At 57.1% G+C, this 16,567-nt stretch carries 16 protein-coding genes and 1 riboswitch; of the genes, 11 read left to right on the forward strand and 5 right to left on the reverse strand.

Annotation, left to right across the window (positions count from 1 at the left end):
* The first annotated feature begins 89 nt into the window (after nucleotides 1-89).
* The 3 genes from modA to modC are packed head-to-tail and all read left to right on the forward strand — an operon-like array spanning nucleotide 90 to nucleotide 2,607.
* Nucleotides 90-863, forward strand: coding sequence for a molybdate ABC transporter substrate-binding protein (gene modA / locus DFO57_RS00860; RefSeq protein ID WP_026021032.1), 774 nt, complete (start codon nucleotides 90-92; stop codon nucleotides 861-863).
* On the forward strand, nucleotides 860-1,555 hold the full coding sequence (gene modB / locus DFO57_RS00865; RefSeq protein ID WP_015700722.1) for a molybdate ABC transporter permease subunit: 696 nt from the start codon (nucleotides 860-862) through the stop codon (nucleotides 1,553-1,555). Before modA ends, modB begins: the two co-directional genes overlap by 4 nt.
* A complete protein-coding gene (gene modC, locus DFO57_RS00870) occupies nucleotides 1,549-2,607 on the forward strand; it encodes a molybdenum ABC transporter ATP-binding protein ModC (RefSeq protein WP_064373427.1) in 1,059 nt (352 codons plus the stop codon). Before modB ends, modC begins: the two co-directional genes overlap by 7 nt.
* A gap of 36 nt (nucleotides 2,608-2,643) precedes the next feature.
* On the opposite strand, the gene DFO57_RS00875 is transcribed toward modC, so the two are convergent.
* On the reverse strand, nucleotides 2,644-3,462 hold the full coding sequence (locus DFO57_RS00875; protein WP_014606276.1) for a pyridoxal phosphatase: 819 nt from the start codon (nucleotides 3,460-3,462) through the stop codon (nucleotides 2,644-2,646).
* 155 nt (nucleotides 3,463-3,617) lie between these two features.
* Between DFO57_RS00875 and pgl the strand changes: the two genes are divergently transcribed.
* A complete protein-coding gene (pgl, locus tag DFO57_RS00880) occupies nucleotides 3,618-4,619 on the forward strand; it encodes a 6-phosphogluconolactonase (RefSeq protein ID WP_014606275.1) in 1,002 nt (333 codons plus the stop codon).
* A 61-nt stretch (nucleotides 4,620-4,680) separates the two neighbouring features.
* Here pgl and DFO57_RS00885 read toward each other — a convergent pair whose 3' ends face one another.
* Both DFO57_RS00885 and bioA read right to left on the reverse strand, forming a co-directional pair.
* Entirely contained in the window at nucleotides 4,681-5,157 is a 477-nt protein-coding gene (locus tag DFO57_RS00885; protein WP_013025100.1) for a kinase inhibitor, read from the reverse strand.
* Between the two features lie 74 nt (nucleotides 5,158-5,231).
* Nucleotides 5,232-6,524, reverse strand: coding sequence for an adenosylmethionine--8-amino-7-oxononanoate transaminase (gene bioA / locus DFO57_RS00890; RefSeq protein ID WP_028714956.1), 1,293 nt, complete (start codon nucleotides 6,522-6,524; stop codon nucleotides 5,232-5,234).
* An 85-nt stretch (nucleotides 6,525-6,609) separates the two neighbouring features.
* Here bioA and bioB point away from each other — a divergent pair, with 85 nt between their 5' ends.
* Genes bioB through bioD form a run of 4 tightly spaced genes read left to right on the forward strand, consistent with a single transcriptional unit; the run spans nucleotide 6,610 to nucleotide 10,214 of the window.
* Entirely contained in the window at nucleotides 6,610-7,641 is a 1,032-nt protein-coding gene (gene bioB / locus DFO57_RS00895; RefSeq protein ID WP_029569814.1) for a biotin synthase BioB, read from the forward strand.
* Nucleotides 7,641-8,792 (forward strand): 8-amino-7-oxononanoate synthase, encoded by a 1,152-nt coding sequence (gene bioF, locus DFO57_RS00900; RefSeq protein WP_013025103.1) that lies wholly within the window; start codon nucleotides 7,641-7,643, stop codon nucleotides 8,790-8,792. Before bioB ends, bioF begins: the two co-directional genes overlap by 1 nt.
* The gene (gene bioC / locus DFO57_RS00905) at nucleotides 8,776-9,531 is read left to right on the forward strand and encodes a malonyl-ACP O-methyltransferase BioC (protein WP_019106145.1); all 756 of its coding nucleotides are present in this window, start codon (nucleotides 8,776-8,778) and stop codon (nucleotides 9,529-9,531) included. Before bioF ends, bioC begins: the two co-directional genes overlap by 17 nt.
* Nucleotides 9,525-10,214, forward strand: a complete 690-nt coding sequence (gene bioD, locus DFO57_RS00910; protein WP_199226559.1) for a dethiobiotin synthase — start codon at nucleotides 9,525-9,527, stop codon at nucleotides 10,212-10,214. Before bioC ends, bioD begins: the two co-directional genes overlap by 7 nt.
* Here the strand turns inward: bioD and DFO57_RS00915 are convergent.
* Complete coding sequence (locus DFO57_RS00915) at nucleotides 10,200-10,922, reverse strand: ABC transporter ATP-binding protein (RefSeq protein WP_015700718.1); 723 nt, start codon at nucleotides 10,920-10,922, stop codon at nucleotides 10,200-10,202. The genes bioD and DFO57_RS00915 overlap by 15 nt on opposite strands.
* 876 nt (nucleotides 10,923-11,798) lie before the next feature.
* Between DFO57_RS00915 and uvrB the strand changes: the two genes are divergently transcribed.
* Nucleotides 11,799-13,820: an excinuclease ABC subunit UvrB gene (gene uvrB / locus DFO57_RS00920; protein WP_013025107.1), complete on the forward strand. Its 2,022-nt coding sequence runs from the start codon at nucleotides 11,799-11,801 to the stop codon at nucleotides 13,818-13,820.
* Between the two features lies 1 nt (nucleotide 13,821).
* Here uvrB and yvcK read toward each other — a convergent pair whose 3' ends face one another.
* A complete protein-coding gene (gene yvcK, locus DFO57_RS00925) occupies nucleotides 13,822-14,727 on the reverse strand; it encodes a uridine diphosphate-N-acetylglucosamine-binding protein YvcK (protein WP_028714959.1) in 906 nt (301 codons plus the stop codon).
* A 200-nt stretch (nucleotides 14,728-14,927) separates the two neighbouring features.
* A riboswitch (molybdenum cofactor riboswitch) is annotated at nucleotides 14,928-15,061 on the forward strand.
* On the opposite strand from yvcK, the gene moaA reads away from it, so the two are divergent.
* The gene (gene moaA / locus DFO57_RS00930) at nucleotides 15,048-16,037 is read left to right on the forward strand and encodes a GTP 3',8-cyclase MoaA (protein WP_165971849.1); all 990 of its coding nucleotides are present in this window, start codon (nucleotides 15,048-15,050) and stop codon (nucleotides 16,035-16,037) included. It overlaps the preceding riboswitch by 14 nt.
* A gap of 14 nt (nucleotides 16,038-16,051) precedes the next feature.
* The gene (moaB, locus tag DFO57_RS00935; RefSeq protein ID WP_019106148.1) at nucleotides 16,052-16,567 is read left to right on the forward strand and encodes a molybdenum cofactor biosynthesis protein B; all 516 of its coding nucleotides are present in this window, start codon (nucleotides 16,052-16,054) and stop codon (nucleotides 16,565-16,567) included.

Below are 16,567 nucleotides of genomic sequence, written 5' to 3' on the forward strand. Positions count from 1 at the left end.
ACGCCTCTTTTTACTTTTTTGCTAATTTGACGCCGCTGTCAGATAATGCGTTGTATTATTCAATATATAACGATCACTGGAGAAAAATCATGCGTTTACCCTTTCGTCGTCTGAGCATTGCGCTGGTAATGAGCGTTTCACTGGCAGGCCAGGCGCTGGCGGCCGATAAGGTCACCGTGTTTGCGGCGGCGTCACTCACTAACGCGCTGGAAGAGATTGCAGCACAGTACAAAAAAACGCACGGCACTGACGTTGTCTCATCCTTTGCGTCGTCCTCGGTACTGGCGCGTCAGATTGAGCAGGGCGCACCTGCCGATCTGTTTATCTCAGCCGATCAACAGTGGATGGACGATGCCGTTGCTAAAAAAAGTATGATCGACAGCACCCGCTATACGTTGTTGGGCAATGACCTGGTGCTGATTGCACCGCGCAGCGACAGCGCCAAACCGGTGACGATCAACGATAAAACCAACTGGAAAAGCCTGTTGAAGGGCGAACGTCTGGCCGTGGGCGATCCCGATCATGTGCCGGCGGGCATCTATGCTAAAGAAGCGCTGCAAAAGCTGGGTGCCTGGTCTTCTGTTTCCCCGGCGCTCGCGCGTGCCAGTAATGTGCGCGCCGCCCTGGCGCTGGTGGAACGTAATGAAACGCCTTATGGCATTGTGTACGGCTCAGATGCTGTAGCCAGTAAAAAAGTTCAGGTGGTGGGCACCTTTCCGGAAGACAGCCACAAGCCGGTCGAATATCCTGTCGCAATCGTTAACGATCGCGACAACGCTGCCGTTAAGGCTTTCTATAACTACCTGAAAGGGCCTGAAGCGGCCGCAGTGTTCAAACAATACGGATTCTCGCCTAAAAAATGATACTCAGTGATGTTGAATGGCAGGCGGTCCTGCTCAGCCTGCAGGTGTCAGGCATTGCCGTACTGTGCAGTCTGCCATTCGGTATCCTGATGGCATGGGTGCTGGTACGTTGCCGCTTCCCCGGTAAAGCCATCCTCGACAGTGTGATCCACTTGCCTCTGGTACTGCCGCCGGTGGTGGTGGGTTACCTGTTGCTGATTGGCCTGGGCCGGCGCGGCATCATCGGTGAAAAACTGTATGAATGGTTTGGCTTCAGCTTCGCCTTTAGCTGGCGCGGCGCGGCGCTGGCCTCTGCGGTTATCGCCTTTCCCCTGATGGTGCGGGCCATTCGTCTGGCGCTGGAGGCGGTGGATAGCCGGCTGGAGCAGGCTGCGCGCACCTTAGGTGCCGGACGCTGGCGGGTCTTTTTTACCATTACGCTGCCGTTAACGCTGCCCGGTATTATTGTCGGCACCGTACTGGCCTTTGCCCGTTCCCTTGGCGAGTTCGGTGCCACTATTACCTTCGTTTCCAACATTCCCGGCGAAACCCGCACCATTCCTCTGGCGATGTATACGTTGATTGAAACGCCCGGGGCGGAAGGGGCCGCCGCACGTCTGTGCGTTATCGCGATCGTTCTGGCACTGGCTTCCTTACTGGCGTCTGAATGGCTGGCGCAGTGGGGGCGTAAACGGATGGGTGCTTCATGCTGACGCTGAACATGGCTCAACGCCTGGGCGAGCATCAGCTTGAGGTTGATGTGACGATCCCCGCCAGCGGTATCACCGCGATATTCGGCGTGTCGGGCGCGGGCAAAACCTCACTGATTAACGCCATTGGCGGCTTAACCCAACCTCAGCGCGGACGGATTCAGCTGAATGAGCGAATACTGTTTGATGCCGATCAGCAGATCGCCTTGCCGCCTGAAAAGCGCCGCATCGGCTACGTTTTCCAGGACGCACGGCTGTTTCCGCACTACCGGGTTCGGGGGAATTTACGTTACGGCCTCTCGGCCAGCATGAAGGGCCAGTTTGATTCGCTGGTGGCGTTACTGGGCCTTGAGCCGCTGCTGGATCGTTTTCCGCTGTCGCTGTCGGGCGGAGAAAAGCAGCGTGTTGCTATTGGCCGCGCCCTGCTCAGTGCGCCCGATATTCTGTTAATGGATGAGCCGCTGGCGTCGCTGGATTTACCGCGCAAGCGTGAGCTGATGCCTTATCTGCAGAAGCTGGCGAAGCAGGTTGATATTCCCGTGTTGTACGTCTCCCATAGCCTGGAGGAGATTCTGCAGCTGGCGGATAACGTGCTGGTGCTGGATCAGGGTAAGGTTAAAGCCTTTGGCCCGCTGGAGCGCGTCTGGAGCAGCAGCGCAATGCGGCCATGGCTGCCCGCCAGCGATCTGACCAGCGTGCTGCGTGTGCAGGTGCTGGAGCACCATCCTGATTATCCTATGTCGGCGCTGTCTCTGGGCGATCAACATATTTGGGTCAGTCGGGTGAATTTGCCCGTTAAATCGGCATTGCGGATCCGTATTGCCTCGGCGGACGTCTCCCTGACGCTGCAACCGGCTCAGCACAGCTCTATCCGCAATATCCTGCCTGCGCAGGTCGTCGAACTCATTGAGGTGGGCGATCAGGTTGAGGTCAGGTTGCGCATTGGCGTAAGCGAACTGTGGGCGCGCATCTCGCCCTGGGCGCGCGACGAGCTCAATATCCGGCCGTCACAGTGGCTGTATGTCCAGATTAAAAGCGTGTCGGTGACGGCCTGAACCCGGCAGGCGTGTGCCTTGCCGGGTTGGGCAGGATTACAGGACGTACTGGTAAAGCGTGTCGGCGATACTGGTTTCCAGGTTGGTGCCAGTGACCATTTTTGCCCGGGATTTAATCACGTCATCCGCATTCCCCATTGCCACGCCCAGCCCCACCGTTTCCAGCATGCTCAGGTCGTTATAGTTGTCACCAAAGGCAATGACGTCCTGCAGGCTCAGCCCCACGGATTCTACCCACTGCGCCAGGCGCTTGCCTTTGCTGTTGCCGCCGCGGGCTACATCGACCTGATCGTGCCATGACCATTCACAGGCCAGCCCGAGTTCGGTTTCCGCGCGCTGCGCAAACTGCTGCAGTTCGGTGGTGTTCTCATGAGACAGGGCAAACTTCCAGATCGACCCGGCCTCTCTGGCCGCCTGCGCCAGGCTGTCCACCTGCTTAAACACAGGACGCTGGTGCGGCGGAAGCGACTCACTCCACTTCAGTGTGCGAATCACATGGCCGGTTGGCGTTTGATACAGCATTGCATCGTCTACATACAGCAGGCCGTGAATCTGATGTTCGTCCAGCATCTCAATGACGCGCACCGCGCTGCCGACGTCCAGCGGGTCAGCGGCCAGCACTTTTTTGGCCGGATAGTCATACAAATAGGTACCATTACAGCAGATTGCAGGCGTATCCAGGGCTAACGTCTGGTAGAAAGGATGGATAGCGCAGTGATGACGGCCGGTCACGATAATCACCTTGACGCCAGCCTGACGCGCTTGAGTAATCGCTTCCACGGATTGGGGCAGAATGGTTTTCGTCGGGGTTAACAGCGTGCCGTCAAGGTCGAGGGCGATTACACGATAGCTCATTAATCCTCTCATCGGGATGGGTTAGCAGAACAGTAAGTCTACACCTGACCGTGGTACAGAAACAAAAATCAGGGCACAAATCATTCCAGCGAGACAGAAAAAAACGCGCTACAGTGACCCTCAGAACAACATGAGTCAGCGAAAAAGGAGAATACATGAAGCAGGTTGTCTACACCGCCAGTCCCGAGAGTCAACAAATCCATGTCTGGCAGTTGAATGAAGATGGCACCTTGACGCTCCTGCAGGTTACGGACGTCGCCGGTCAGGTTCAGCCTATGGTGGTGAGTCCAAAAAAAGATTTCTTGTATGTAGGCGTGCGCCCCGACTTCCGTGTACTGGCGTTTCGCATCGCCTCAGACGGCACCTTGACCGAAGCCGGACAGGCGCCTCTGCCGGGCAGCCCGACCCATATTTCCACCGATCATGCCGGCCGTTTCCTGTTTTGCGGCTCTTACAACGATGCGTGCGTCAGTATCAGCCCAATAGGGGATGACGGCGTGCCACAGGCACCGAGCCAGGTCATTAACGGCCTGGCGGGATGCCACTCCGCCAATATCGACAATGCCGATCGGACGCTGTACGTGCCTGCCCTGAAGCAGGATCGCATTTGCCTGTTTACCCTTGGCGCAGACGGTCAGTTAACCCCGCATTCGCAGGAGCAGGTTACCACGTCGGAAGGCGCCGGGCCTCGCCACATGGCGTTTCATGCCAACGGACAGTACGCCTACAGCGTCAATGAGCTGAACAGCACGGTCGAGGTCTGGGCGCTGAACAATGCGCAGGGCAAGGTTGAGTCGGTACAGACGCTGGATATGATGCCGCCTGATTTTACCGGTACCCGCTGGGCTGCCGATATTCATCTGACGCCAGACGGACGTTTCCTGTACGCCTGCGATCGCACCAGCAGCACCTTAACGGTCTTTAGCGTCAGCGAAGACGGTGCCGTGCTGACAGTTGAAGGGTTTCAGCCGACCGAAACGCAGCCGCGCGGATTCAATATCGATCACGCGGGCCAGTTCCTGGTGGCGGCGGGGCAGAAGTCACACCACATCGAAGTCTACAATATCACTCAGCCACAGGGCTTACTGAAGCCGGTGGGCCGTTACGCCGTTGGACAGGGTCCGATGTGGGTAGTGGTACATCAGCTGGCAGGATAACCTGCAAATTGCCGCTTCCGTAATCGTTCGACAGGCCGGAAGCGGCATTTTTATGCGGCGATCAGACGTAATGAACGGTCAGCGATGCGCTGGCTAGCACGTGAAAATGCACGTTAAACCCGACCATGGCGCCGCTGGCACCCTCATCGACGTCGATTTTGTCCACATCCAGCGCATGAACGCTGAAAATATAACGATGGGTTTCACCGGCAGGCGGTGCTGCGCCGCCGTATCCGGCCTGACCGAAATCCGTGCGTGTTTGTAGCGCCCCGGCGGGCAGTGCGGCTTTACCCGAACCGGCACCCTGCGGCAGCGATGTGGTCTCGGCCGGAATATTCGCCACCACCCAGTGCCACCAGCCTGAGCCGGTAGGCGCATCCGGATCGAAGCAGGTGATGACAAAACTTTTGGTGCCTTCTGGCGCATCTTCCCAGGCAAGGTGAGGGGAAAGATTATCGCCCTGATAACCCATTCCGTTAAAAACGTGTTTCTCCGGCATCTTGTCGCCGTCGTGTAAATCCTGGCTGTAAACTCGCATTACATCTCCTTGCGTTAATGGTCACTGCCTTTTCATCTTAACCAAAAGCCGGTTTACGTCCAGCCGTTGCAACATTAAGAAAGAAAGTGAGCGGGCTGCTCCAGCGCCGCCCCAATCGCATTGACCAGCTTATCCAGCGCCTCAGGGGAGATGATATAAGGCGGCATCAGATAAATCAGGCGGCCAAAAGGGCGAATCCAGACGCCCTGACTGACAAAGAACTGTTGCAGCGCCGCCATATTGACCGGTTGATGCGTTTCCACCACGCCAATGGCTCCCAGCACGCGCACGTCAGCCACCGCGGGCGCGTGACGCAGGGGCAGCAGCGCGCCACGCAGCTGACGCTCGATCGCCGCAACCTGCTGACGCCAGTCACCTTCCTGCACCATTGCCAGGCTTTCTGACGCCACCGCGCACGCCAGCGGATTGCCCATAAAGGTGGGGCCGTGCATAAAGCAGCCCGCCGGACTGAGGCTGATGGTATCGGCCACGTCACGGGTGGTGAGGGTAGCGGCGAGGCTCATCGTGCCGCCGGTCAGGGCTTTGCCTACGCACATGATGTCCGGTGAAATCGCCGCATGTTCGCAGGCGAACAGCGTACCGGTGCGGCCAAAGCCGGTTGCGATCTCATCGGCGATCAGCAGAATGCCGTAGCGATCACAGGCTTCGCGTACACACTGCAAATAGCGCGGATGGTAAAAACGCATTCCCCCGGCACCCTGAACGATGGGTTCCAGAATCACCGCGGCCAGCTGCCCCCGATGCTGCTGGATCAGCCGGATAAAATCCTCTGCATCACGCGCATCCCACTCGTCATCAAAACCGCACTGCGGCGCCGCGGCGAAATGGTGTTCCGGCAGGTAGCCGCGCCACAGGCTGTGCATGGAATTATCCGGATCGCATACCGACATCGCGGCAAAGGTATCGCCGTGATAACCGCGTTTGAGCGTCAAAAATTGCTGACGCGTCTCGCCTCGCCCAAGCCAGTATTGCAGCGCCATTTTCATCGCGACTTCAACGGCGACCGAGCCGGAATCGGCCAGAAATACACATTCCAGCGCGTCTGGCGTCATCGAGACCAGCTGACGACACAACGCCACCGCGGCAGGATGGGTAATGCCGCCAAACATCACGTGGGACATCTGCCCCATCTGCTGTTGCAGGGCGCGATTCAGGCGCGGATGGTTATAGCCATGTATCGCCGCCCACCAGGACGACATTCCGTCCACCAGGGTACGACCATCTGCCAGCTGCAGATGATAATCCTGTGCCGCAACAACCGGATAGCAGGGCAGCGGCTGCTGCATTGAGGTGTAGGGATGCCAGATATGCTGGCGATCAAATTCAGCGTCCTGAGAAGTAAACATCGGAGTTGTAAACCAAAATAAAAAGATTTAGTTTACAAGTATAACCACGTTAACTGTCGGGATGACACCTTTTTTGGAGTAAGTAATGTCACAACGTTGGACTCTGGCTCAGGCCCAGGCGCTGTTTGAACGGCCATTTCTTGAACTGATGTTTGAAGCGCAACAGGTGCACCGCCAGCACTTCGATCCACGTCAGGTGCAGGTCAGCACACTGCTGTCGATTAAAACCGGTGCCTGCCCGGAAGACTGCAAATATTGCCCGCAAAGCGCCCGCTACAAGACGGGCCTGGAATCTGAGCGACTGATGGAAGTGGATGAGGTACTGCGTTCCGCGCAAAAAGCCAAAGCCGCAGGCTCCAGCCGCTTCTGCATGGGGGCGGCATGGAAAAACCCCAGCGATCGCGATATGCCCTACCTGGAAAAAATGGTCGAAGGCGTCAAAGCGATGGGCATGGAAACCTGCATGACGCTTGGCACGTTGAGCGACAGTCAGGCGCAGCGTTTAGGCAGTGCCGGACTGGATTTCTACAACCACAATCTGGACACCTCACCGGAGTTTTACGGCAATATCATCACCACGCGCAGCTATCAGGAACGACTGGATACGCTTGGGAAAGTGCGTGACGCCGGCATCAAGGTCTGTTCGGGCGGGATTGTGGGCCTGGGTGAAACCGTAAACGACCGTGCCGGACTGCTGGTACAGCTGGCTAACCTGCCGACGCCGCCTGAAAGTGTGCCCATCAACATGCTGGTGAAGGTGAAAGGCACGCCGCTGGCAGACAATGATGACGTTGAACCGTTCGACTTTATCCGCACCATCGCCGTGGCGCGCATCATGATGCCCACCTCGCATGTTCGCCTGTCCGCAGGCCGTGAGCAGATGAACGAGCAAACCCAGGCGATGTGCTTTATGGCCGGGGCAAACTCCATTTTTTACGGTTGCAAGCTGCTGACGACGCCGAACCCGGAAGAAGACAAAGATATGCTGCTGTTCCGTAAGCTGGGGCTGAATCCTGAGCATACGCAGACCGCAAACGGCGACAATGCCCAGCAGCAGCAGTTAAGTGAGCAACTGCTTCATGCCGATACAGAAACATTCTATAACGCGGCGCTGTAATGAGCTGGCAGCAACGCATCCAGCAGGCGCTGATACAGCGCCGTGCTGAAGATGGCTGGCGCGAACGGCGCGTGATTGAAGAGAATCAGACGCGCCTGATCCGCCATGCCGGTCAGACCTTTCGCCATTTCTCAAGTAACGATTATCTTGGGCTGAGCCAGCATCCCGCCGTCATGGCGGGCTGGCAACAAGGCGTGGACGAGGCCGGTGCCGGTGCGGGTGCATCGGGCCATGTAACCGGTTTTCATCGTTTACATGCCGAGCTGGAAGCACAGCTGGCAGACTGGCTGGGCTATTCGCGCGCGCTGCTGTTTATTTCCGGCTTTGCGGCGAATCAGGCGGTGATTCACCTGCTGGCAGAGAAAAATGACCGCATTCTGGCCGACAAACTGACGCATGCTTCGCTGCTGGAGGCCGCCAGCCAAAGCCCTGCTCAGCTGCGCCGCTTTACCCATAACGATCCTCTCAGTCTGGCTAAGCGCCTGGATGCGCCCTGCGAAGGGCAAACGCTGGTGGTAACCGAAGGGGTTTTCAGTATGGACGGCGACAGCGCGCCCCTTCAGGCGATCGCCGACCGGGCGAAACATGCCGGTGCCTGTTTGCTGGTCGATGATGCGCACGGCATAGGGGTGACGGGCGAGCAGGGACGTGGCAGCTGTTGGGCACAGGGCATGAAACCCGACCTGCTGGTGGTGACCTTTGGCAAAGCCTTTGGCGTAAGCGGGGCCGCGCTGTTGTGTGATGAGGCGACTGCCGATTACTTTGTGCAATTTTCCCGTCACCTGATTTACTCCACGGCGATGCCGCCAGCCCAGGCCAGTGCGCTGTTAGCGTCGCTGAAACAGGTGCAGGCGGGTGATGATCGCCGCCAACGTCTCGCGCGTAATATCGCCCATTTCCGGCATGGCGCGGCCTCGTTGCCCTGGCAACTTATGGCGTCGTCCAGCGCCATTCAGCCATTAATCGTCGGGGATAACGGCGAGGCGCTGGCGCTGTCTGCGCGCCTGGCCAGGGCGGGCTGCTGGGTCAGTGCGATCCGTCCGCCGACCGTGCCGCCGGGCACGGCCCGTCTGCGCATCACGCTTACCGCCGTCCATGAGCCAGAGGATATTGATGCCCTGCTGGAGGCGCTGTATGACGCTGCAGGTTGATAAAGGCGCGGTTGCACGGGCATTTGGCCGCGCCGCATCTCAGTATGATCACTATGCTGAACTCCAGCGGCTGAGCGGGGACGCGCTACTGGCGCAGGTGCCAGCGCACAGCGGTTTGCAACTGCTGGATGCCGGATGCGGAACCGGCTGGTACAGCCGGATATGGCGCGATCGGGGTAAAGAGGTCACGGCGCTGGATCTTTCCCCGCAGATGCTGCAACAGGCCCGGCAAAACGGGGCCGCGCATCACTATCTGGCTGGCGATATTGATGCTCTGCCACTGGCAGACCAGTCTGTTGACCTCGTATGGAGCAATCTGGTGGTGCAGTGGAGCGAGAATCTTCAGGCGGCGCTGATGCAGTTTAACCGGGTACTCAGGCCCGGCGGCTGTCTGCTGTTTTCCACCCTGAGCGCGGGCTCCCTGCAAGAAGTGCATCAGGCCTGGTCACAGGTGGATGGCCGTCTCCATGCGAACCGCTTTTTGCCTGCGCAGGAGATTGCTGCCGCCTGTGAAACACAGCGTCTGCGCTGCCATGCGCAAACCCTTACCCTGCATTTTCCCGATGCGCTGAGTGCAATGCGCTCCCTGAAGGGCATCGGGGCAACGCATCTGCATACCGGACGGTCTGGCTGCGTGTTAACGCGCCAGCGTCTTGCCCAGCTCGAAGCCCACTGGCCGCGGGATGAGCAGGGTTTCCGCCTCAGTTACCATCTTATGTTTGGAGTGACACAATGTTGAATCGCTGGTTTGTTACCGGCACCGACACCGAAGTCGGTAAAACGGTTGCCAGCGCGGCGCTGCTGCAGGCTGCCACCGCCGCAGGCTACCGCAGTGCGGGCTATAAACCTGTGGCCTCAGGCTGCGAGCTCACCGCAGCAGGCGTGCGCAACAGTGATGCGCTGACCTTACAGCGTTACAGCAACGTCCCGCTGCGCTACGAACAGGTCAATCCACTGGCGTTTATGGAGCCGACTTCACCTCATATCGCCAGCGCGGATGAGGGCAGACCGATTGAGTTTGCCACGCTGTCGGCGGGGCTGCGGGAACTTGAGCCGCTGGCAGAATGGATTTTGGTGGAAGGTGCGGGCGGCTGGTACACGCCGCTTTCTGAGACGCAAACCTATGCAGACTGGGTTGAGGAGGAGCAGCTACCGGTCATTTTGGTGGTGGGCGTCAAGCTGGGATGTATCAATCATGCCATGCTGACTGCCGATGCGATTCGCGCACGCGGCCTGCACCTGGCGGGCTGGATCGCCAATACGGTACAGCCACCCAGCCAGCGTTATCAGGCCTACCTGGCGGCCTTAACGCAGCGGCTTCCTGCACCTTGCCTGGGCGTGATCCCCTGGCTAACCCAGGAAGACCAGCAGGAAAACTGTGGACATTATCTGACGCTGCCGGATCGATCAGGCCACCGTTAACCACTTCTCCAGGGTCGCGTCATCCAGCTGGGCGACGTTGCCCTGTGCCACATTGCGCCCGCGATGCAGCAGGAGAAAGTTGTCAGCCACGCGGCGAATCAGCGAGACGCGCTGTTCAAGCAGCAGAATCGTCAGGCCGTAGTCACGATTAAGGCGACGAATCAGATTCCCCATCTCTTCTTCCAGCCAGGGCGCCATGCCGTCGGCGGGCTCATCCAGAATCAACAGGCGGGGCTGCAGCACCAGCGCACGGGCCAGAGCCAACTGCTGCTGCTGATAGACCGGCAGGTCGCCGCTGCGCTGCTGACGGAGCGAATAGAGCGCGGGTAACAGATCAAAGATCATTTCCGGGATCGCCCGATAACCGTCATTCGCCTGTGCGCCTGCCAGTAAGGCAATGAGTAAATTATCCTCAACGCTCATCTGAGTAAAAATGTGGCGCCCCTGCGGAACAAACCCGATCCCCTGTCGGGCCCGCAGCTCAGCAGGCTGCGAGAGCAGGTCTTCCGGCGGCGAGCCATCCTGCTGCCAGCTGATCGTCCCGCTGTTAATCGGTAGCTTGCCCATAATGCAGTTCACCAGCGTGGTTTTTCCCATACCGGGGCGTCCCAGTATGCCGGTGCAGGTGCCGGGAGGCAGATCAAGATCCACATTCCAGAGAATATGATTTTTACCGTAAAACTGATTCACCGACCGTAAACTTAGCATCTGACGCGCTCCTTCCAGATAATTAACCTGAATGCTTTCGCCGTTCATTTCTGGTAAATCGCTCTAATGAGATAGCGGCGCATTTCACGCGGCTACTGCCTGTAACACTCAGATGAGAGAGCATGCAATTACCAGGCCAGAGTCTCAACGGCGAGTGGAGTCGGGGCTAACCAGTGAAAATCACCCTGTTTAAAGATAAATAAAAGTTAACAATTCCACGTCAGGACGCTTACGCGGTACAGCGTTGGTGCAGGTTCATGAAGCCGGGAAGTGCACCTGCTCGTTAATGGGGCAATAAAAAAAAGAAAAGTGAGACGCACTTGTCGCCGATCAAGGCACGGATTGCGCTGATAGCTAAATCACTACCCGTTAGCGTCAGAAAATAAGCGAAAAAAAATATTTTTTTATCGCCCAAAGGAGAGTGAAAAAAATTATACACAGCCGATGTGCAAAGGGCTGTCATTAGTTATCCACTATTCCTGTGGATAACCTTGTGCATTAGGTAATGAAAACAGGTTGGAAGCGAGGAAATACGGGGCCTGGTAACCCGATGATGAGAATCTGGGCTTTTTAAAGTAACGACATTAATTCAGTGACTTAGCAAAAAACAAGCCTGCCGGATTGGGGCCGATTCATCAAACTGCAATTTTATGACACATGCTTGACAAATGTTAAATCAATATCGGGCTTGGGGATAACCTTGCGCAACAGAATCCGGTTATCGCGCGCGATAATGTCAAAGAGTCAAGCGTAAAGTGGTTGCCGTTACTGTGCATCAACACTGTTATTATATCCAGTATTTTTTTCTGGCAAAATCGCCATAGCAGAGTAAAATAATGGGCTGCCCGCCGTCTTTCATCTGCAGGAACCGCATTCATGAGTAAAGATTTTAAACTGAACTCCGCTTTCAAGCCTTCCGGCGATCAGCCAGAGGCGATCCGTCGTCTTGAAGCCGGACTGGAAGATGGCCTGGCGCACCAGACGCTATTAGGCGTTACCGGATCGGGTAAAACCTTTACCGTGGCTAACGTGATCGCCGATCTTAACCGGCCCACCATGGTGCTGGCACCGAACAAAACGCTGGCGGCCCAGCTGTATGGTGAGATGAAGGAGTTTTTCCCGGACAACGCGGTGGAGTTTTTTGTCTCCTATTACGATTACTACCAGCCTGAAGCCTATGTCCCAAGCTCTGACACCTTTATCGAAAAAGACGCCTCGGTTAACGAACACATCGAGCAGATGCGTCTTTCCGCCACTAAAGCATTACTGGAGCGGCGTGATGTTATCGTCGTTGCCTCAGTGTCGGCCATTTACGGTCTGGGCGATCCCGATCTTTATCTGAAAATGATGCTGCACCTGACGCGCGGTATGATCATCGACCAGCGCAGCATTCTGCGTCGCTTGTCAGAGCTGCAGTACACGCGCAACGACCAGGCGTTTCAGCGCGGCACCTTCCGGGTGCGTGGCGAGGTCATCGATATTTTTCCGGCAGAGTCCGATGATATGGCACTGCGGGTGGAGTTATTTGACGAAGAGGTCGAGCGCCTGTCCCTGTTTGATCCGCTCACCGGGCAGGTTGAATCGGTTGTACCGCGTTTTACCATCTATCCGAAAACGCACTACGTTACGCCGCGTGAGCGCATTCTGCAGGCCATGGAAGACATCAAGGTTGAGCTGGCCGACCGGCGTAAAACCCTGCTGGAAAACAACAAACTGCTGGAAGAGCAGCGCATCACTCAGCGCACCCAGTTTGATCTGGAGATGATGGGCGAGCTGGGCTACTGCTCCGGCATCGAAAACTACTCGCGTTACCTGTCAGGCCGTGGGCCGGGAGAGGCGCCGCCTACGCTGTTTGACTATCTCCCCGCAGATGGCCTGCTGGTGGTGGATGAGTCCCACGTCACGATTCCCCAAATTGGCGGCATGTACCGTGGCGACCGTGCACGTAAAGAGACGTTGGTAGAGTACGGTTTCCGACTGCCTTCGGCGCTTGATAACCGTCCGATGAAGTTCGAAGAGTTTGAAGCGCTGGCCCCTCAGACGATCTATGTGTCGGCAACGCCGGGCAAATATGAGCTGGAGAAATCCGGCGACGAGGTCATCGATCAGGTGGTGCGTCCAACCGGCCTGCTGGATCCGATTCTTGAGGTCCGCCCTGTGGCGACGCAGGTTGATGATTTACTGTCTGAGATCCGCCAGCGCGTTACGATCAACGAGCGCGTCCTGGTGACCGTCCTGACTAAACGCATGGCGGAAGATCTGACAGAGTACCTTGAAGAGCACGGTGAAAAGGTGCGCTATCTGCACTCGGATATCGACACGGTGGAAAGGATGGAAATCATTCGTGACCTGCGTCTGGGCAAATTTGACGTACTGGTTGGGATCAACCTGTTGCGAGAAGGGCTGGACATGCCTGAGGTATCGCTGGTGGCCATTCTGGATGCGGACAAAGAGGGCTTCCTGCGTTCGGAGCGTTCGCTGATTCAGACCATTGGTCGTGCGGCACGTAATATTAACGGTAAAGCGATTCTGTATGGCGACAAGATCACGCCTTCAATGGCCAGAGCGATTGAAGAAACGGAACGCCGCCGTGAGAAGCAGCAGCGGCATAACGAAGAAAACGGCATCGTGCCTCAGGGCCTGAACAAGAAAATCACCGATATCCTGGAACTGGGCAATAACGTGGTGAAAACGCGTGGTAAAGCCAAGCCCGCTAAGCGCAATGCCGCTGAGGCAGACGCCGATTACCTGGCGTTGTCCCCCCAGGCGTTGCAGAAAAAGATCCACGAGCTGGAAGGGCAGATGCAGCAACATGCGCAAAACCTGGAGTTCGAACAGGCGGCGGGCCTGCGCGATCAGCTGCAGGAATTGCGCACATTGTTTATTGCGGTGTCCTGATTCAGTTGAATCCCTGAACGGCGTGCTCCAGCGCGGCGCGCAGCAGTTGGCGGTCGTGGCGGTACTTGATATCGGCGGCCTCCAGCGGTTCACGAATAATCAGGCGGTTTTCCACCCGGCTGACGTCCGTGGACGGGCCAACTACGATCGCGTCGATCACCCGCTTGCCAATGTAGTGCTCCATCATCGCCAGTTTGTCGGCCACGGTAAGCGTTGCCGCCGCAGGACTCAACTCGCGGCCCAGGTTGCCGATAAACACCATGTTAGCGGGCGTCCGGCGTAATGCCTGCGCCATCTCTTTCATGAGCAGAATGGGCATCAGGCTGGTGTAAAAGCTGCCCGGTCCAATCAGAATGAGATCGGCTTCTGCAACAGCATCGAGCGCCTCGCGGGTGGGCAGCACGGCAGGATGCAGCATCAGTTCCTGCGGTGGAAGCTGCATGGCGTCGATAGCGGTTTCCCCATACACCGCGTTGCCCTCGCTATCGGTTGCAACTAAATCAACCGGATGCTCTGACATGGGGATTAAAAAGGCGTCAACTTTCAACAGGTTTCTGATGATGTTGACCACTTCCAGCGGCCGCACGCTAAGGTGATCCAGCGCTTTCAGTATCAGGTTACCCAGATTGTGTCCGGCCAGTTCACCGTTGCCGGTAAAGCGATATTCGAACATGGCGGAGGCCACGCTCGGCTCCGTGATCAGCTGGTTAATACAGTTACGCAGGTCGCCCCAGGCGATGCCACCTTCTGCGCGACGAATGCGGCCTGTGGAGCCACCGTTGTCTGTCGTGGTCACAATGCCTGTGAGGCGTGAACCCAGAGGGGACAGGGCCGACATCACGCGTCCTAATCCGTGTCCGCCACCTAAGGCCACCACGCGATCCAGGTCCGCCAGTGTTCGATTCATACTTCTCCTTTTCACGTCTGCGCCGGCCAGCGGCCCGGTTGATGCAGACGGGGGTAATTTACGTCAATGCTTACCGGGTATTTTAACTTATCCTGTGAGCGAAATACGGTGAAAGTTAACGTTATGAAGCACACAGAGTAAAAGCCGTGGATGGCGCATCACTACTAATCGCGCTACCATCTGTATACCGCGTTAACCAGCCGGTTAACGTACACTCAAGCCTGAATGCCTACGTCGGTGGATAGGGGATTCAGGCCGTAGCCTACGCGCTGCCAGGGTGCAGGAAGAAATGACTGCATCTCCCGAATTGGAAAGGTGTTCTGGTGTCACAATTTACTGATGCATTTGCGCGCAAATTTTACTATTTGCGCCTGTCGGTCACGGATGTATGCAACTTCCGTTGTACCTATTGCCTGCCCGATGGCTATCAGCCAAACGGTATCCGCAATAAAAGTTTTCTCTCGCTGGATGAAATTCGTCGGGTCACGCGCGCCTTCGCGGCGGCGGGCACGGAGAAAGTGCGCCTGACCGGCGGTGAACCTTCATTACGTCGCGATTTTACCGACATCATTGCGGCGGTCAGAGAAAACGCGGCTATCCGCCATATCGCCGTCACCACCAATGGTTACCGGCTGGCGCGTGACGTTAAGCAGTGGCGCGATGCCGGACTCACCGCCCTGAACGTCAGCGTGGACAGCCTTGATGCACGCCAGTTTCATGCCATAACCGGTCAGGATAAATTCCACCAGGTGATGGCCGGGATTGATGCGGCCTTTGAGGCCGGCTTCAGCCAGGTCAAAGTGAACAGCGTGCTGATGCGCGACGTCAACAGCCACAACCTCACGACCTTTCTTGACTGGATCCGTACGCGCCCCATTCAACTGCGTTTTATTGAGCTGATGGAAACCGGTGAGGGCGGTGCGCTGTTTCGCGAGCAGCACGTGTCGGGCGAGGTGATCCGCGATCGACTTCTCGCGCAGGGCTGGCAGCGCCGTATCAGCGGCCGCAGCGATGGCCCGGCGCAGGTGTTTTATCATCCGGATTACGTGGGTGAAATCGGGCTGATCATGCCGTATTCCAAAGATTTTTGCGCCAGCTGTAACCGCCTGCGGGTTTCCGCTCAGGGTAACCTGCACCTGTGTCTGTTTGGCGATGGCGGCATTCCGCTGCGTGATTTACTGGCGTCCGACGATCAGCAAGATGAATTGCAGGCGCGCATTGCCAGCAGCCTGGGCCAGAAGAAACAGACGCATTTCCTGTTGCAGGGTAATACCGGTATCACACAGAATCTTTCTTACATTGGCGGTTAATTGCAGGAGCAAATATGGGTAAACCAGCCAGCGAGTTTCAACCGTTACAGCTTGCCACGCTGACGGTCTCAGACAGCCGTGATGCCAGTAATGATACGTCCGGGGATTATCTGCGTGAGGCCGCGGCCGAAGCCGGACACAGCGTCATCGACCACGCCATCGTGCCCGACAATCTTTACCGCATTCGGGCTATTGTCTCACGCTGGATTGCCAGTGAAGACGTTCAGGTGGTCATCGTCAACGGCGGCACCGGCTTTAACCTGAAAAACAGCACCCCTGAGGCGCTCCTGCCGCTGTTCGATCGGGAAATCGAAGGCTTTGGCGAGCTGTTTCGCATGATTTCCTATGAAGACATTGGCGGTTCGACGTTACAGTCCCGCGCGGTCGCCGGTCTGGCAAACCAGACGTTAATTTTCGCGGTTCCCGGCTCGACATCGGCCTGTACCAGCGCCTGGGAGCGCATCATCGCCGATCAACTGGATGCCCGTACGCGTCCCTGCAACTTTGTTACTCATTTAAAGAAGCTTTGA

This window comes from Pantoea sp. AG702 (assembly GCF_003182295.1).
Lineage (GTDB): Bacteria > Pseudomonadota > Gammaproteobacteria > Enterobacterales > Enterobacteriaceae > Pantoea > Pantoea ananatis.

What these genes read in the sequence shown, in the direction of transcription:
- modA (WP_026021032.1), top strand. Translation starts at nt 90, where the DNA reads ATGCGTTTACCCTTTCGTCGTCTGAGCATTGCGCTGGTAATGAGCGTT.
- modB (WP_015700722.1), top strand. Translation starts at nt 860, where the DNA reads ATGATACTCAGTGATGTTGAATGGCAGGCGGTCCTGCTCAGCCTGCAG.
- modC (WP_064373427.1), top strand. Translation starts at nt 1,549, where the DNA reads ATGCTGACGCTGAACATGGCTCAACGCCTGGGCGAGCATCAGCTTGAG.
- DFO57_RS00875 (WP_014606276.1), bottom strand. Translation starts at nt 3,462, where the DNA reads ATGAGCTATCGTGTAATCGCCCTCGACCTTGACGGCACGCTGTTAACC.
- pgl (WP_014606275.1), top strand. Translation starts at nt 3,618, where the DNA reads ATGAAGCAGGTTGTCTACACCGCCAGTCCCGAGAGTCAACAAATCCAT.
- DFO57_RS00885 (WP_013025100.1), bottom strand. Translation starts at nt 5,157, where the DNA reads ATGCGAGTTTACAGCCAGGATTTACACGACGGCGACAAGATGCCGGAG.
- bioA (WP_028714956.1), bottom strand. Translation starts at nt 6,524, where the DNA reads ATGTTTACTTCTCAGGACGCTGAATTTGATCGCCAGCATATCTGGCAT.
- bioB (WP_029569814.1), top strand. Translation starts at nt 6,610, where the DNA reads ATGTCACAACGTTGGACTCTGGCTCAGGCCCAGGCGCTGTTTGAACGG.
- bioF (WP_013025103.1), top strand. Translation starts at nt 7,641, where the DNA reads ATGAGCTGGCAGCAACGCATCCAGCAGGCGCTGATACAGCGCCGTGCT.
- bioC (WP_019106145.1), top strand. Translation starts at nt 8,776, where the DNA reads ATGACGCTGCAGGTTGATAAAGGCGCGGTTGCACGGGCATTTGGCCGC.
- bioD (WP_199226559.1), top strand. Translation starts at nt 9,525, where the DNA reads ATGTTGAATCGCTGGTTTGTTACCGGCACCGACACCGAAGTCGGTAAA.
- DFO57_RS00915 (WP_015700718.1), bottom strand. Translation starts at nt 10,922, where the DNA reads ATGCTAAGTTTACGGTCGGTGAATCAGTTTTACGGTAAAAATCATATT.
- uvrB (WP_013025107.1), top strand. Translation starts at nt 11,799, where the DNA reads ATGAGTAAAGATTTTAAACTGAACTCCGCTTTCAAGCCTTCCGGCGAT.
- yvcK (WP_028714959.1), bottom strand. Translation starts at nt 14,727, where the DNA reads ATGAATCGAACACTGGCGGACCTGGATCGCGTGGTGGCCTTAGGTGGC.
- moaB (WP_019106148.1), top strand. Translation starts at nt 16,052, where the DNA reads ATGGGTAAACCAGCCAGCGAGTTTCAACCGTTACAGCTTGCCACGCTG.